Source organism: Gordonia sp. KTR9 (assembly GCF_000143885.2).
Lineage (GTDB): Bacteria > Actinomycetota > Actinomycetes > Mycobacteriales > Mycobacteriaceae > Gordonia.
Genome location: NC_018581.1, coordinates 4,713,789 through 4,727,711, shown reverse-complemented (window position 1 = coordinate 4,727,711; position 13,923 = coordinate 4,713,789). Strand labels below are relative to the sequence as shown.

Sequence of the window (13,923 nt, the reverse complement as noted above, 5' to 3'; positions counted from 1 at the left end):
GCACCTCAGGGAACAGGGTCCCGTCAGTGCCGAGCCGGAAGCGGCTGTTCCTCGGGGACGTTCGACGATCCACGGCGCGCCGGGATGGTGAGTGTGATGGCCATGCCGACGAACGCCGCCGCGGCCGCCACCAGGAAGCACCACGTGAACGTCGATTCGTCCGGCACCTCGGTGCCGCCGAGTGAGATCGTGGCACTGGCCAGGATCAGGGCCATGACAGCCGATGCGATCGTGGTACCGAGCGAACGCATGAGGCCGTTGAGTCCCACGGCCGCACCGGCCTCGGTCGCCGGCACCGACCCCATGATCAGGGTCGGCATCGCCGCGTAGCCGACACCCACGCCGATCGCGCACACGATCGAGGCCAGCATCAGTTTCCAGGCGGCGTCCATGAGGAAGAACGCGAGCAGGTAACCGCATCCCAGGATGGCGGCGCCGATGGCAAGCGTGATCTTGGCGCCGATCCGGTTGATGAGGATGCCCGAGACGGGTGCGAAGATCATCATCATCAGACCGCCCGGTGCCATCCACAGGCCCGCGGCCAGGAGGGACTGTCCCAGACCGTATCCGGTGGCCTCCGGTAGGCGGAGGAGCATCGGCAGGACGATGGACTGCGCCATCATTCCGAAGCCGATGGCCGCGGCGGCGATGTTCGTCAGCAGGACCGCGGGACGTGCGGTGGTCCGCAGATCGACCAGCGGATCCCGTTGGCGGAGTTCGAAGACACCCCACACGAGTAGCACGGCGATGCCGCCCAGTCCGAGTCCGAGGGTGCGTCCCGAGGTCCAGCCCCAGTCGTTGGCCTTCGACACCGCGATGAGGAACGCCGAGAGTCCCACGGCCAGGCCGATGGCGCCCGGGACGTCGATGCGCCCGCCCACAGCGTCGTTCACGCGAGGTACCAGCACGAGAACCGCCACGCTGATGAGCACGCCCAGACCGGTCGCCACGTAGAACAGGGCGTGCCAGTCCCAGGTCTGCACGATCCAGGCCGCCAGCGGCAGGCCGATCGCGCCGCCGACGCCGAGGGTCGCGCTCATGGCGGCCACGGCCATCGAGGTGATCCGGGGTGGGGTGATCTCGCGGATCAGGCTCATGCCGACGGGGATGAACCCCATCGCCAGGCCCTGTACGCCGCGGCCGATGATGAGCGGAACCAGGGTGTCGCCGAGTGCGCAGATCAACGACCCGAGCGTGAGCAGGACCGCGCTGACGAACAGCACGCGCTGCTTGCCGAACATGTCGCCCAGTCGCCCGGCGATCGGCATGGCGACGGCCGCGGCGAGCAGGGTGGCGGTGATGATCCACGACGCGTTGCCGATCGATGTCCCGAGCAGCCGGGGCAGGTCCGGCTGGATCGGGATGATGAGTGTCTGCATCAGCGACGCGACGAGGCCGCCGAAACAGAGCACAACCACACTGCCGACGGCGCCGGCAGGGGCCTTGTCGACGGCTTCGGCGGCGTCACGGGTGAGTCCCGGCGTGGCACCTCGTACTCGGCTCATGGGAGACCTCCTTCGAGGTATGCAGCATACATATGTAACGTACACATGCAAATCGGACAGTAGATTGTGTCCGTCGAGGGATGGAGGACGAATGTCGGAGGATCATGCGCCGTGGCAGTCGGCGGTGCATCGTGATCTGGCGCAAGAGCTGCTGCGGATGTCAGGGCGTCGCAGCCTCGTCCATCCGGCCGCCGGACTGGAACGATCGGCGTTCGCCATCCTGTGGGTGCTCTCCGATGGCAGGCCTCGCACTCTGAGAGAGCTCACCGCCGAGCTCGGCCTCGAGCAGTCGACCGTCAACCGCCAGGTCAACGCGGCCATCAAACACGGTTACGTCGAGCGCTTCGAGGTCGAGAACTCGCTGTCGAAGCTGATCCGCCCCACCGAGGAGGGCAGCAAGGCCTTCCGGCGGGACGGGCTGCTGCGCGCCCAACGGCTCGAGCAGGTCTTCGCCGACCTCGATCCGGGCACGCCGCAGGCTCTCCTGCACGAACTACGGGCCTTCAACGACGCCTACGAACGCACCCAGCACCGGCACGGCACCACCGACAGCGTCGACCCCTACAAGAAGGGTCTGGGGTGACCGTGGGCGGGACATACGCGGTGACCGGATCGGCGTCGGGCATGGGGGCGGCGGTGGCGCGGTCGCTGCGGGCCGAGGGTCACACGGTCATCGGGGTCGACCGGCGCGACGCGGATGTCGTCGCCGACCTGTCGACGCCGGAGGGTCGCCACACGGCGGCGGCAGAGGTCATGACCAGGGCGGGCGGCACGCTCGACGGTGCGGTCCTGGCCGCTGGGATGGGCCCGGCCAAGGGGCGCGAGCGGACTATCGTCGAAGTCAACGTCCTCGGTGTCACGGAGCTGCTGACTGCGTGGCGCCCGGCACTCGCCGCCGTCGACAACGCGAAAGTCGTTGTCTTCGGCTCGAATTCGACGACGGTCACGCCGCTGGTGCCGGGTGGTGCGGTGCGCAGGCTGGTCGACGGTGACGCCGAGGGGGCCACCCGCGTGATCCGCCGCCGACGGGGTGTCACCGGGCCGGTCGCCTACGCGTCGTCGAAGATCGCGGTGACCCACTGGTGCCGACTGCACGGAACCGCACCCGAGTGGGCGGGAGAGGGAATCCGGATCAACGTCATCGCACTCGGACCGGTGATGACCCCACTGCTGCAAGCCCAGCTCGACGGCCCGCAGGCCGACAGCGTGAGATCCTTCCCGGTCCCGGTGCGCGAGTTCGGGACGCCGGAGCAGCTCGCCGCGTGGGTGATGCTCATGCTGTCGCCCGCGGCCGACTTCATGGCGGGCGCGGTCATCACCGTCGACGGCGGCACCGAGGCCCTGATGCGGGCCCGGTCCTGGCCGAGGCCGCTTCCGGTCCAGGGGATCCCGAAGCTGCTGTGGGCGATGTATCGCGCCCCCAAGAAGGGCCAGATCGCCCGGTACCGGGAAGCCGCCGCGGACGACGGGCGTCCGGCGGCGTCCTCGGATGGAGTCGTCTACTGAGGCCGGTGGAAGAGCGCGAGTTGCGCCCCGGCCGCGGTCAGCCCGACTCCGGCCGCCACCGCAGCCGCTTGTCCCGACGTCAGTTTGGTGTCGATGCCGAGTGCACGATCCACACTGAAACGTCCCGGACCGATGGCCGCGAGGGCGATGGCCGCAACCGACAGGTTGGCGACGTATTCCCACCCCTCCGACGTGATGAAGAATCCGTTGGGCTGGTGCACCGAGCGGGCGGCGACCGCCATCGTGCCGACGATGGCGGCCGAGGCGAGGGGAGTGCCCGCACCCGCGACGACGGCGGCACCCGAACCGATCTCGACGACGGCCGAGGCCTGGGCCTGCAGTTTGGGCTGCTTGAACCCGATCGAACCGAACCATCCGGCGGTTCCGGCCAGGCTGCGAGCGTGTTTGACCCCGTGGGCGATCATCGTCCCGCCGATTGCAGCGCGCAGGAGCAGCTGTGCGGCAGTGTGATTCGAGGTCGGTCGCGGGGTTGTGAACAGGCGCGCCACTTCGGGATCCTTCCGGCGATGGGTAAGCCACCGGCGGCAGCTTCGGCGAGAACTACAAGCAATTATCTAACTATATACCTCAGCCGCGCCGGACGGCTCGTCCGGTCTCACAGTCCCGCCCGTTCGAGCGCTTCGTCGAATTCCTCTGAGGCCTGCTTCTCGCTCTTGCCGTCGGCGAGCGCCTCGCGGTAGACGGCGAACAGTTCGGCGCCGTGTTCGGCGTAGGCCCGCGTCCAGCGTTCGGCGTCGACACGCCAGTAGCCGATGACGTCGTAGGACCGGCGGTCCCAGCGAAGGTCCCCGCGTAGGTGCTTGCGCACCGCGCGCGACTCCGCGGCCTCACCGGCGAACCAGCAGTAGGCGCCTGAGGTCGGCAGGTCGAGGCCGCAGACGGTGTCGGCGAGCCGGCTCGGGGTGCGGGAGTTCCCGCCCGCGAGGGTGATCAGCTCGACGTCGCGCTCGGGCAGGTACGACAGTTCGGTCGGAGCGGGCACCTCGACCACGGCGGTGACCCCGTCGGTCGAGGGCAGTTCGTCGAGGATCCGGGCCAGGGCGGGGAGTCCGGCGAGGTCGGCGGCGAGGACCAGGCGCTCGACGCCGGCGGGTGGTGCGTACCAGCTCCGGGCGTGCGTCATCACCACGTCGTGCCCTGCTTCGGCGCGCTGCGCCCACAGCGTCGCGGGTCCGGCGGCGTGGATGACGAAGTCGACGACCATCGTGCCGGCGGAGTGGTCGACCGAACGGATCGAGTAGTTCCGGCCATCGGGGGCCGGCTCGATGTCGTAGTAGGCCCACGTGCCGTCGCGACATTCCATATCCGGTGTGACACGCTCGGGTTCGTGTGGGAAGTAGATGCCCACGGCTTCGTCGGCGCCGCCCGGCAGGCCGAGTCCTGGCAGATCGGTCACGTCGAAGACGATGCGACGCAGATTGGGCGTCAGGTCGGCGACGTCGACAACGCGTGCTCTGGAATAGCCCATGAGGTAACCCTAACCTGACTGTGGCCGAACCTGACTTGGGGCTGGACCCGGGTTACTAGGATATGCAACCATCTGAGGAGCCTGTCGGTGTGGAGAGGAGTTCGTCCGTGTCGGAACCATCGGTCTTGACGGAGAAGAACGGGTCGGCGCGGTCGCTGGTCCTGAACCGTCCGAAGTCCATCAACGCGATCGATCACGAGATGGTCGGCTCGATGGCCGAGCACCTCGAGGCCTGGGCGGCCGATGACGCGGTCGAGGCCGTCGTGCTCTCGGGAGCCGGCGAGCGTGGGCTCTGCGCCGGTGGTGACATCGTCGCCATCCATCGCGATGCGGCCGCGCTGAGCGGGAATCCGGCGTCGACCGACACCGAGGCCGAGCAGTCGCCGTCGGCGAAGTTCTGGTTCGACGAGTACCGGCTGAATGCGCTGATCTCGGGCTATCCCAAGACGTACGTCGCCATCATGGACGGCATCGTGATGGGCGGCGGTGTCGGGGTGTCCGCGCACGGCGACGTCCGCGTCGTCACCGAGCGCACGAAGCTCGCGATGCCCGAGGTGGGCATCGGGTTCGTGCCCGATGTCGGTGGCACACATCTTCTCTCACGCGTTCCGGACGGACTCGGAACCTATGCCGGTCTCACCGCCGGCCACCTGCGCGGCGCCGATGCCCTCGCGATGGGTCTGGCCGATCATTTCGTGCCATCGGAGTCGCTGCCGGCGTTCCTCGCCGCGATCGGCGAGTCGGGAGTCGAGGCGGCGCTGTCCGCGCACGCCGTCGACGCGCCGGCCTCCGAACTCGCCGAACACCGTGAGTGGATCGCGGAAGCGTTTGCGGCCGACTCTGTCCCGGAGATCATCGAACGATGCCGCGCGGTGGGTTCGCCGTTCGCCGACAAGACCGCCGACGCGATCGCCGCGAAGAGCCCGACCGCGCTGGCGGTCACGCTGCGGTCGCTGCGCGAGGCGGCCGGTGATGCGACCCTCGAGGACTCGCTCGTGCGCGAATTCCGCGTCTCGGTGCGCTGCCTGCTGCATCCTGACATGGCCGAGGGGATCCGAGCTCAGGTCATCGACAAGGACCGCAACCCGAAGTGGGCTGCGTTCTCCGAGGACGCCGTGGACGCGTTCTTCGCGCCGCTGCCGGGCGACCTCACGTTCCCGACCGTCTGACCGAGACCTTCCCCGGGTGGGGGTCAGCCCGTAACATCCCGCCCGTCATCGAACCGAAAGAGGACTCACCGTGACCGAACACCAGACCATCGTCGTCGAGACCAGCGGCCGGGTGGGCATCATCACCCTCAACCGCCCGAAAGCGCTGAACGCGCTCAACACCGAGTTGATGAACGAAGTGGTCGGCGCCGTCAAGGAGTTCGACGTCGACCAGGGGATCGGCGCCATCGTGATCACCGGTTCGGAGAAGGCGTTCGCCGCGGGCGCCGACATCAAGGAGATGTCATCGAAGTCCTACGCGGATGTGGTGAACGAGCAGTTCTTCGGCGCCTGGGATGAGCTGTCGCGGGCGCGTACGCCGATCATCGCCGCGGTGACCGGCTACGCCCTCGGCGGCGGCTGCGAACTCGCGATGCTGTGCGACACCATCATCGCCGGCGACAACGCCGTCTTCGGTCAGCCCGAGATCAACCTCGGCGTCATCCCCGGCATCGGTGGTTCGCAGCGCCTCACCCGCGCCGTCGGCAAGGCCAAGGCGATGGACATGGTGCTCACCGGCCGGCAGATGAAGGTCGACGAGGCCGAGCGTCTGGGCCTGGTCTCGCGGGTGGTGCCCAAGGAGGATTGCCGCGCCGCCGCGATCGAGGTCGCCGAGGTCATCGCCTCGAAGTCGCTGATCGCCGCCGCGGCCGCCAAGGACGCGGTCAACCGTGCCTTCGAGTCGAGCCTGGTGGAGGGTGTCCGCGCCGAGCGCGCGCTGTTCTACTCGACGTTCGCGACCGACGACCAGACCGAGGGTATGGCCGCCTTCGTCGAGAAGCGGGACCCGAACTTCACCCACCGCTGATCCGAAACATTCGCAAACCCACCCTTTTTCGGTATTTCCACCCCCTATGTGGTGGGTGGAAATACCGAAAAGGGGTGGGTTTGCGGCGTTCAGGAGAGGGTGCGCAACACCGCCAGGGCCCGGTCGACGAGCGGGGTTCGGCGCCCGTCCGGGAATGCCACGGCCAGTTCGACCTCCTCGGGGGCGTCGAGCGGCCGGTACACGACGCCGGGTACGCCGAGCGCCGAGGTGGGTTCGGGGACCAGGGCCACCCCCACCCCGGCGGCGACCAGTGTCAGGAGCGTCGACGTCTCCTCGACCTCGTGCCGGATGTGCGGGACGAAACCCGCGCGTCCGGCGGCCGCCGACAGGACGCCGTGCATGAGCGACTTCCCGCCGCCCGCATGCACGACGAAGTCGTCACCGGCCAGCAGTGCGAAGTCCACGGTCGCATCCGGTGCGCCGTGGGCGAGCCGATGATCGTGAGGCAGTGCCACGATGAGGCGGTCGCGGCGGATCGATTCGACCTGCAGGCCGGTCGTGTCCATCGGTACGCGCAACAACGCGAGGTCGATGTCCCCGGACGCCAGCGCGGCGATCTGGGCGGGTGCCAGCATCTCGCCGCGCACGCTGACGTCCACGTCGGGTAGTTCGACGCTCAGGGCGCGCACCAGCGCGGGCAGCAGCGAATAGGTCGCCGAACCCACGCACCCGATCGCGAGGTTGCCCTGGCGTCCGTCGGCGATCCGTTGTGCCTGCCGTGTGGCGGCGTCGACCGAGTCCAGGATCGCTTCCACTCGCTGCAGGTAGTCCGCACCCGCGGGGGTCAGTTCGACGCGCCGCGTCGACCGGACCAGCAGCGCGACCCCGAGCTCGTCCTCGAGTTGGCGGATCTGCTGCGACAGCGGTGGTTGGGCCATGTGGAGTCGCTGCGCGGCCCGGCCGAAGTGCAATTCCTCGGCGACGGCGCGAAAGTACCGCAGATGGCGGAGCTCCATGCCGCCAGTGTAGACATTTGATATCTGTTGCATATCAAACGCTGCGATACGAGTACTTCTCCATATCGACGACAGTTCCTAGGGTGGAGCGCATGGCTCCTCTCACCATGGACGCGGGTTCCGATGTCGTCATCTGTTCGCCGCTGCGTACCCCGGTCGGGCGCATGGGTGGTGCGCTGGCATCGGTTCCCGTCACCCGGCTGGCGACCGACCTGCTTCGCGTACTCGCGGAACGCACCGGGCTCGGCGAGGGCGATGTCGATGACGTGATCCTCGGGCAGGGTTACGCCAACGGAGAGTCACCGGCGCTCGGCCGGATCGCGGCCCTGGATGCCGGCCTCGGTGTCGGAGTACCCGGAATGCAGGTCGATCGTCGCTGTGGTTCCGGCCTGCAGGCGATCCTGACCGGCGCGGCAGCCGTGGCGACCGGGGGTGCCCGCCTCGTCGTCGCCGGCGGTGCCGAGTCGATGTCGACCGTCGAGCACTATGCGCTCGGCCTCCGGTCGGGGATCAAACAGGGCGGCGTCGAACTCCGCGACCGTCTCGATCGCGGGCGTCTGACGGCCGGCGGCGAGTCGCACCCGGTTCCGGGCGGGATGATCGAGACCGCCGAGAACCTGCGTGCGAGATACGGCATCTCGCGGACCGAGCAGGACGCACTGGCGGCCCGTTCGCACGAACGGGCGATCGCGGCTCACGACAGCGGACATTTCACCGACGAACTGGTACCGGTCACCATCCCCGGACGGCGGGGCCGGCCGGACACCGTCGTCGATCGCGACGAGCACCCGCGGGCCGACGCGACCGCAGAATCACTCGCCGCCCTGCGTCCGATCCGAGTCGGCATCGACCCCGACTCGACGGTCACGGCCGGCAACGCCTCCGGCCAGAACGACGGCGCGGCCATGTGCGTGGTCACCACGCGCGCAGAGGCAGAGCGCCGCGGGCTCGAACCCCTTCTGGCGCTGCGCTCCTGGGCGGTCACCGGGTGTGAGCCCGCGACGATGGGCATCGGTCCGGTCGGGGCCACCGCCGCCGCACTCGAACGCGCCGGCCTCGCGCTCGACGAGATCGACCTCATCGAACTCAACGAGGCATTCGCCGCCCAGGTGCTCGCCTGCCTCGCCGAGTGGAAGATCGACCCGACCGACGAACGGCTCAACCCCAACGGATCCGGCATCTCCCTCGGTCATCCCATCGGTGCCACCGGTGCGCGCATCCTCGCCACCGCGGCCTACGAAGCCCGCCGCCGCGACTCCCGGTACGTCCTGGAGACGATGTGCATCGGTGGCGGACAGGGTCTCGCGGCGATCTTCGAGGCGATCCGATGAGCGTGCAGGTCCATGCCGTCGTCACCGGGCGACCCGACGGGCCGGCGGTCGTGCTGTCCAATTCACTGGGGTCGACGCACCGGATGTGGGACGCCCAGATCGCCGCGCTCGAAGAGCGGTTCCGGGTCGTACGCTACGACACCCGAGGGCACGGCGATTCGCCTGTGCTACAGGGCCCGTACTCGATCGACGAGCTGGCCGACGACGTGATCGCCCTGCTGGACCGCCTCGACATCGAACGCGCACACCTCGTCGGCCTCTCGCTCGGCGGGATGACCATGATGCGCGTCGCCGCGCGTGATCCCGAACGCGTGGACCGCCTGGCCCTGCTGTGCACCGCGGCGTACCTGCCGCCCGCACAGGGCTGGACCGACCGTGCCGCGCTCGTGCGCGCCGACGGCACCTCGGCGGTCGCCGCGGCCGTGGTCCAGCGGTGGTTCACCCCCGGATACCTCGCCGCGAACACCGAAGCGCGACAGGGGTACGAGGCCATGGTCGCCGCCACTCCCGCCGAGGGATACGCGGCCTGTTGCGAGGCGATCGCCGTGATGGATCAGCGGCCCGATCTGTCGTCGATCACCGCGCCCACGCTGGCGATCGCCGGCGCCGACGACCCGGCCACCCCGCCGGATCTGTTGCGCGAGATAGCCGATGCCGTGCCGAACGGCCGCCTGCTGGTGGTCCCGGATTCGGCCCACCTCGCCACTGCGCAGCAACCCGACATCATCACTCCCGCACTGATCGAACACCTGGAGCAGCAATGAGCACTCTCGACAGCTCCGCCACGACGACGGTCGTCGACCGTCCCGGCGGCCCGACCAAACTCGCGGCGTCGGCGGCACAGGCGGTGGCCGACATCCCCGACGGCGCGAGCATCGCGGTGGGCGGCTTCGGGCTGGCCGGCATCCCCGGCTTCCTCATCGACGCGCTCCTCGAGCAGGGTGCGGCGAACCTGACCATCGTCTCCAACAACTGCGGAACCGACGGCGCTGGCCTGGGATTGCTGCTGGAGGCCCGTCGTATCGACCGGGTCGTCGCGTCCTACATCGGGGAGAACAAGGAGTTCGGGCGCCAATTCCTGTCCGGTGAGGTGACCGTCGAACTGACCCCGCAGGGCACGCTTGCCGAACGCATGCGCGCCGGCGGAAGCGGGATCGGGGCGTTCTTCACCCCCACCGGGGTCGGCACGCTCGTCGCCGAGGGTGGGCTGCCCTGGCGCTACCACTCCGACGGCACCATCGCGGAGGCGTCGCCGCCCAAGGAGGTCCGGACCTTCCACGGTCGGGAGATGGTCCTCGAGGAGTCGATCGTCACCGACTACGCACTCATCCGGGCCGCGGTGGTGGACACCGACGGAAACTGTCGATTCCACGCTGCCGCACGGAATTTCAACCCGCCTGCAGCTATGGCCGGGCGCATCACGATCGTCGAGGCGGAGAAGGTGGTCGAGGTCGGCGAACTCGGACCCGACGAGATCCATCTGCCGGGCATCTTCGTGCAGCGGATCGTCGAACTCGCCCCGGACCAAGTTGCGCGCAAGGGGATCGAGAAGCGCACCGTCCGTGAACGTCCCACCGCATCGCCGTCAGCCTAGGAGTGTCGACATGACCTGGACCCGTACCGAGATGGCCGCCCGCGCCGCCCGTGAACTCACCCCCGGCGACTACGTCAACCTGGGAATCGGGCTGCCCACCATGATTCCCGACCTCATGCCCGACAACTCCGGTGTCCACCTGCACGCCGAGAACGGCATCCTCGGCGTCGGACCGTTTCCCTACGACGACGAGGTCGACCCCGACCTCATCAACGCCGGCAAGCAGACCGTCTCCGTTCTACCCGGAGCGTCTTTTTTCGACTCTGCCACGAGCTTCGCGATGATCCGCGGCGGCCACGTCGACGTCGCGGTCCTCGGTGGCATGCAGGTCGCGATGAACGGCGACCTCGCCAACTGGATGGTGCCCGGTGCGCTCGTCAAGGGCATCGGCGGCGCCATGGACCTCGTCAACGGCGCCGGCCGGGTCATCGTGCTGATGGACCATGTCACCAAGAAGGGCGAACCCAAGCTGCTCGAGAGCTGCGCGCTCCCGCTGACCGGGCGCGGTGTGGTGAGCCGGGTGATCACCGACCTCGGTGTCTTCGACATTGCCGGAACGGGATTCGACGTCGTGGAGTTCGCCCCGGGCGTCGACCTGGGGATCGTCGAGGCCAAGACCGGTGCACCCGTCACCGACCGGACGGCGGGTTACGCAGCGGCCGGGGTGTAGATCGACGGTTGCACAGTCGATCCGATCGGACGCACGGTCGACGGGATACGACGCACAGTCGACGGGATCGGACGCACAGTCGACGTCACCGGCGGGTGGCCGCCAATTCGGCGCGGGACCGGACGCCGAGTTTCGCGTAAATCCGTGTCAGGTGGTACTGCACCGTCTTCGGTGAGATGTAGAGTTCGGCCGCGACTTCCCTTGTTCGACAGGCCGCGCGCGACAAGCGCGGTGACCGCCTCCTCCTGGGGAGTGAGTTCGGCGCCATCCCTTGCTGCGGTGTGGTGCTCGCCGCGCGAGGTCGCCAGACCGCCGGCCTTCAGTTCACGTTCGCAGCGTTCGACGTAGGTGGTGGCGCCGAGCGACAGGTACAGGTCGCGGGCGGTCCCGATGACGGCGTCGGCGGCGCGGCGCTTGCCCGCACGTCGCAACGTCTGGCCGTAGGCGAAATTCACCCGCGCCTGGTCGTAGCGCAGCCCGAGACCGTCGAGGAGTTCGATGCCCTCATCGAAGGTGCGGCGTGCCCCATGGATGTCACCGGTCGCGCCGAGGTGGCGGCCGCGTGCGTACTTCATCCGGGCTGCCGACGACCGGTGGCCCCGCTCGGCCGACCGGATCTCGTAGCGTCGCAGCAGATCGTCGGCGGCCTCGTGCCGTCCCTCGAGGACCAGTGCGTTGGCGAGAACATCGACCCACGGCCACAAGCCCGGCTCGGACAGTGCCGGGACGGACTCGGCCAGCGCAACGAGCGGCGTCAGTATCCGCCGGACCCGACCATAGTCGGCCGCGGCCTCCGCCAGCTGGGCCCGGGCCAGCAGGTCGGGTATCCGCATGATCTCGTAGTCGCCGACGGAGGTGCTGCTCTGCGTGACACTCTCACGCGCGTCCTCCCAGTTCCCGCGTAGCGAATGAATCTGGCTCGCAGTCCAGTTGAGCAGGGGCGTCGTGAGCGCGATGCCACTGCTGCGGGCGAGCGCGCGGCCGGCCTCGACGCCACGCAGGGCATCGTCCCAGTCGCCGGTGAGGAACTGGACCCGGGCGAGCCAGGCCAACGCCCACAACGTGATCCGCGTGGAGCCACCGAGCTGCGCCATGGACACGGCGGTCTCGAGATCGGTACGCGCCGCGTCGATCTCGTCGAGGCCGAGCTCGAGCCAACCGCGGCCCATGATCGCGCGCTGGGCCTGCGCGCCGTACCGAACCCGTTCGGAGACGGTCTCGTACTCGGCGCGTGCGGCATCCGGGTGTCCCGACCACGCCAGTCCCAGCCCGCGGATGACGGCGGCCTCCACCCGGGCGGCCGACCCGGCGTCGGCCATCGCGTTCGCGCGATCGGCCCAGTCGACCAGTTCGGTGCCCTGGCATCGGACCAGATTGTGCAGGACGAAACGCTGCGCGATCAGGGCGGCGACATCGGGCTCGCGCTCGACGTTGACGATGGCCCACGCCCGGTCGAGACGCAGCTGTGCCTCTACCGACCGGCCCCGCAGGATGGCGAGGTACGCCAGGATCGCATTGCGCAGCGGTGTCTCGCGCAGGCTCTCCACGGTCGGCACCAAGGCGCCCGCGCCGGTGCAGTCGCCCGCGGCGAGAAGCGAATCGACCGCGAGCGTCACCCGTGTGTCGCGCTGCAGCGGATCGGGGGTGAGCCGGCCCGCCTGACGGTACAGCCCGGCGGCCTCGGCCCACGCGCCGTCGGCGCCGCGGGCGCGTGCCAGGTCGGCGAGGTCGTCGGCGAGGGCGGCGTCGACCGTCGAGGTGGCCGCGACGCGGTGATGGAGCTGTCGGGCGGGGTCGTCGACCAGGTCCGCGGCCCGACGGTGGGCGTCGCCCACGGTCTTCATGCCGAGGACCTCGAGGACGGCGGCCCGCACCAGGGGGCCGGCGAGGCGCGGTTGCGCCTCCGCGGGTGTCAGCGCCCCGTCGGCAGTCACCAAACCGGTTGCCTGTGCGGTGTCGATCGCGCTGAGTGGGTCCGCGATCCCGGCCAGGGCGATCGCGGTCGCGAGGGGCTCCGCGGGGTCGAGGATGGCGAGCGCTTCGATGAGTGCGCGGGCCGGTGTACCGTTGTCCGGCAACTGTTCCCGGACCATGCCGACGACGTGGGCCGGTGCGGGCAGCCCCACGCCGGTGCGGGACCAGGTGCCCGCCGGGACCTCGTCGAGCAGGGCTACGATGTCGCGCGGATTCCCGCCGGTGTGCCGCGCCAGTTCCTCGCGCATCGCCGGATGCAGCACGATGCCGCGCTGCGCGGCGATGTCCGCCGTGCCCTGTGCGTCCAGGCCGTCGAGTCGCAACTCGTCGACTGCGTTGCCCGCGAGCCGTGCTCCCCGTCGAGACATGGTGACGACGACCAGGATTCGACGATCGCGGTGTTCGCGGGTGAGAGAGACCAACGCCTGCAGGGACTCCTCGTCGGCGAGGTCGGCGTCGTCGACGGCGATGAGTATGGCTGTGTCACCGGGTGTTTCGGTCGATGCCTCCGCGGGAGCGGTGACCGCCGTGAGCAGGGCGTCGAGCAGGCCGTCCGGGGCCTCGTTATCCGTCGCGGGTATAGCTCCGGGCCGGTCCTGTACCAGCTGCCGGATGAGTGCGCCGGGCGTGCGCGCTCGCCATGGTGACACCGCGGCCCACAACGTGGGGCCGATTGTCGGAGCGGACAGTCGCCATCGGACCAGGTGCCTCAGCAGCGTCGATTTGCCGATGCCGGGATCTCCCGTGACGGCCAGAAAACCCGACTCCGACACGGCATCGAGCCGCGAGGACAGCAACTCGATCTCGCGGTCTCGGCCGACGCACCCGCCGGTGACCATCATCGGTCCATACTAGGGGCTC

General features: G+C 69.3%; 12 protein-coding genes and 1 pseudogene. 8 read left to right on the top strand and 5 right to left on the bottom strand.

Going from position 1 to position 13,923, the window contains the following annotated elements; all coding sequences use genetic code 11:
- Nucleotides 1-23 precede the first annotated feature (23 nt).
- A complete protein-coding gene (locus KTR9_RS21810; RefSeq protein WP_014928156.1) occupies nucleotides 24-1,505 on the bottom strand; it encodes an MFS transporter in 1,482 nt (493 codons plus the stop codon).
- Nucleotides 1,506-1,596: 91 nt separating this feature from the next.
- Here KTR9_RS21810 and KTR9_RS21805 point away from each other — a divergent pair, with 91 nt between their 5' ends.
- Together KTR9_RS21805 and KTR9_RS21800 are read left to right on the top strand one after the other, a co-directional pair.
- Nucleotides 1,597-2,088 (top strand): MarR family winged helix-turn-helix transcriptional regulator, encoded by a 492-nt coding sequence (locus KTR9_RS21805; protein WP_014928155.1) that lies wholly within the window; start codon nucleotides 1,597-1,599, stop codon nucleotides 2,086-2,088.
- A complete protein-coding gene (locus KTR9_RS21800) occupies nucleotides 2,085-3,011 on the top strand; it encodes an SDR family oxidoreductase (RefSeq protein ID WP_014928154.1) in 927 nt (308 codons plus the stop codon). The genes KTR9_RS21805 and KTR9_RS21800 overlap by 4 nt, the downstream gene beginning before the upstream one ends.
- Here KTR9_RS21800 and KTR9_RS21795 read toward each other — a convergent pair.
- Nucleotides 3,005-3,520: a DoxX family protein gene (locus KTR9_RS21795; RefSeq protein ID WP_010842731.1), complete on the bottom strand. Its 516-nt coding sequence runs from the start codon at nucleotides 3,518-3,520 to the stop codon at nucleotides 3,005-3,007. The genes KTR9_RS21800 and KTR9_RS21795 overlap by 7 nt on opposite strands.
- 107 nt (nucleotides 3,521-3,627) lie before the next feature.
- Complete coding sequence (locus tag KTR9_RS21790; protein WP_014928153.1) at nucleotides 3,628-4,500, bottom strand: siderophore-interacting protein; 873 nt, start codon at nucleotides 4,498-4,500, stop codon at nucleotides 3,628-3,630.
- Nucleotides 4,501-4,562: 62 nt separating this feature from the next.
- On the opposite strand from KTR9_RS21790, the gene KTR9_RS21785 reads away from it, so the two are divergent.
- Both KTR9_RS21785 and KTR9_RS21780 read left to right on the top strand, forming a co-directional pair.
- The gene (locus KTR9_RS21785) at nucleotides 4,563-5,669 is read left to right on the top strand and encodes an enoyl-CoA hydratase/isomerase family protein (protein WP_044507265.1); all 1,107 of its coding nucleotides are present in this window, start codon (nucleotides 4,563-4,565) and stop codon (nucleotides 5,667-5,669) included.
- 70 nt (nucleotides 5,670-5,739) lie between these two features.
- A complete protein-coding gene (locus KTR9_RS21780) occupies nucleotides 5,740-6,516 on the top strand; it encodes an enoyl-CoA hydratase (RefSeq protein ID WP_014928151.1) in 777 nt (258 codons plus the stop codon).
- 89 nt (nucleotides 6,517-6,605) lie between these two features.
- Here the strand turns inward: KTR9_RS21780 and KTR9_RS21775 are convergent, their stop codons facing one another.
- Nucleotides 6,606-7,493 (bottom strand): LysR substrate-binding domain-containing protein, encoded by an 888-nt coding sequence (locus tag KTR9_RS21775; protein ID WP_044507263.1) that lies wholly within the window; start codon nucleotides 7,491-7,493, stop codon nucleotides 6,606-6,608.
- A gap of 92 nt (nucleotides 7,494-7,585) precedes the next feature.
- Between KTR9_RS21775 and KTR9_RS21770 the strand changes: the two genes are divergently transcribed.
- Genes KTR9_RS21770 through KTR9_RS21755 form a run of 4 tightly spaced genes read left to right on the top strand, consistent with a single transcriptional unit; the run spans nucleotide 7,586 to nucleotide 11,088 of the window.
- The gene (locus tag KTR9_RS21770) at nucleotides 7,586-8,824 is read left to right on the top strand and encodes an acetyl-CoA C-acetyltransferase (RefSeq protein ID WP_014928149.1); all 1,239 of its coding nucleotides are present in this window, start codon (nucleotides 7,586-7,588) and stop codon (nucleotides 8,822-8,824) included.
- Nucleotides 8,821-9,588 (top strand): 3-oxoadipate enol-lactonase, encoded by a 768-nt coding sequence (pcaD, locus tag KTR9_RS21765; protein ID WP_014928148.1) that lies wholly within the window; start codon nucleotides 8,821-8,823, stop codon nucleotides 9,586-9,588. Before KTR9_RS21770 ends, pcaD begins: the two co-directional genes overlap by 4 nt.
- Nucleotides 9,585-10,418 (top strand): CoA transferase subunit A, encoded by an 834-nt coding sequence (locus KTR9_RS21760; RefSeq protein WP_010842738.1) that lies wholly within the window; start codon nucleotides 9,585-9,587, stop codon nucleotides 10,416-10,418. Before pcaD ends, KTR9_RS21760 begins: the two co-directional genes overlap by 4 nt.
- A 10-nt stretch (nucleotides 10,419-10,428) precedes the next feature.
- Complete coding sequence (locus KTR9_RS21755; RefSeq protein WP_014928147.1) at nucleotides 10,429-11,088, top strand: 3-oxoacid CoA-transferase subunit B; 660 nt, start codon at nucleotides 10,429-10,431, stop codon at nucleotides 11,086-11,088.
- 85 nt (nucleotides 11,089-11,173) lie between these two features.
- Here the strand turns inward: KTR9_RS21755 and KTR9_RS21750 are convergent.
- Nucleotides 11,174-13,904, bottom strand: a pseudogene (locus KTR9_RS21750) (AAA family ATPase).
- Nucleotides 13,905-13,923 lie beyond the last annotated feature (19 nt).

Bases quoted from the DNA above. Each gene is read 5' to 3' on its own strand.
- KTR9_RS21810 (WP_014928156.1), bottom strand. From the start codon at position 1,505: ATGAGCCGAGTACGAGGTGCCACGCCGGGACTCACCCGTGACGCCGCC.
- KTR9_RS21805 (WP_014928155.1), top strand. From the start codon at position 1,597: ATGTCGGAGGATCATGCGCCGTGGCAGTCGGCGGTGCATCGTGATCTG.
- KTR9_RS21790 (WP_014928153.1), bottom strand. From the start codon at position 4,500: ATGGGCTATTCCAGAGCACGCGTTGTCGACGTCGCCGACCTGACGCCC.
- KTR9_RS21785 (WP_044507265.1), top strand. From the start codon at position 4,563: ATGCAACCATCTGAGGAGCCTGTCGGTGTGGAGAGGAGTTCGTCCGTG.
- KTR9_RS21775 (WP_044507263.1), bottom strand. From the start codon at position 7,493: ATGGAGCTCCGCCATCTGCGGTACTTTCGCGCCGTCGCCGAGGAATTG.
- KTR9_RS21770 (WP_014928149.1), top strand. From the start codon at position 7,586: ATGGCTCCTCTCACCATGGACGCGGGTTCCGATGTCGTCATCTGTTCG.
- pcaD (WP_014928148.1), top strand. From the start codon at position 8,821: ATGAGCGTGCAGGTCCATGCCGTCGTCACCGGGCGACCCGACGGGCCG.
- KTR9_RS21760 (WP_010842738.1), top strand. From the start codon at position 9,585: ATGAGCACTCTCGACAGCTCCGCCACGACGACGGTCGTCGACCGTCCC.
- KTR9_RS21755 (WP_014928147.1), top strand. From the start codon at position 10,429: ATGACCTGGACCCGTACCGAGATGGCCGCCCGCGCCGCCCGTGAACTC.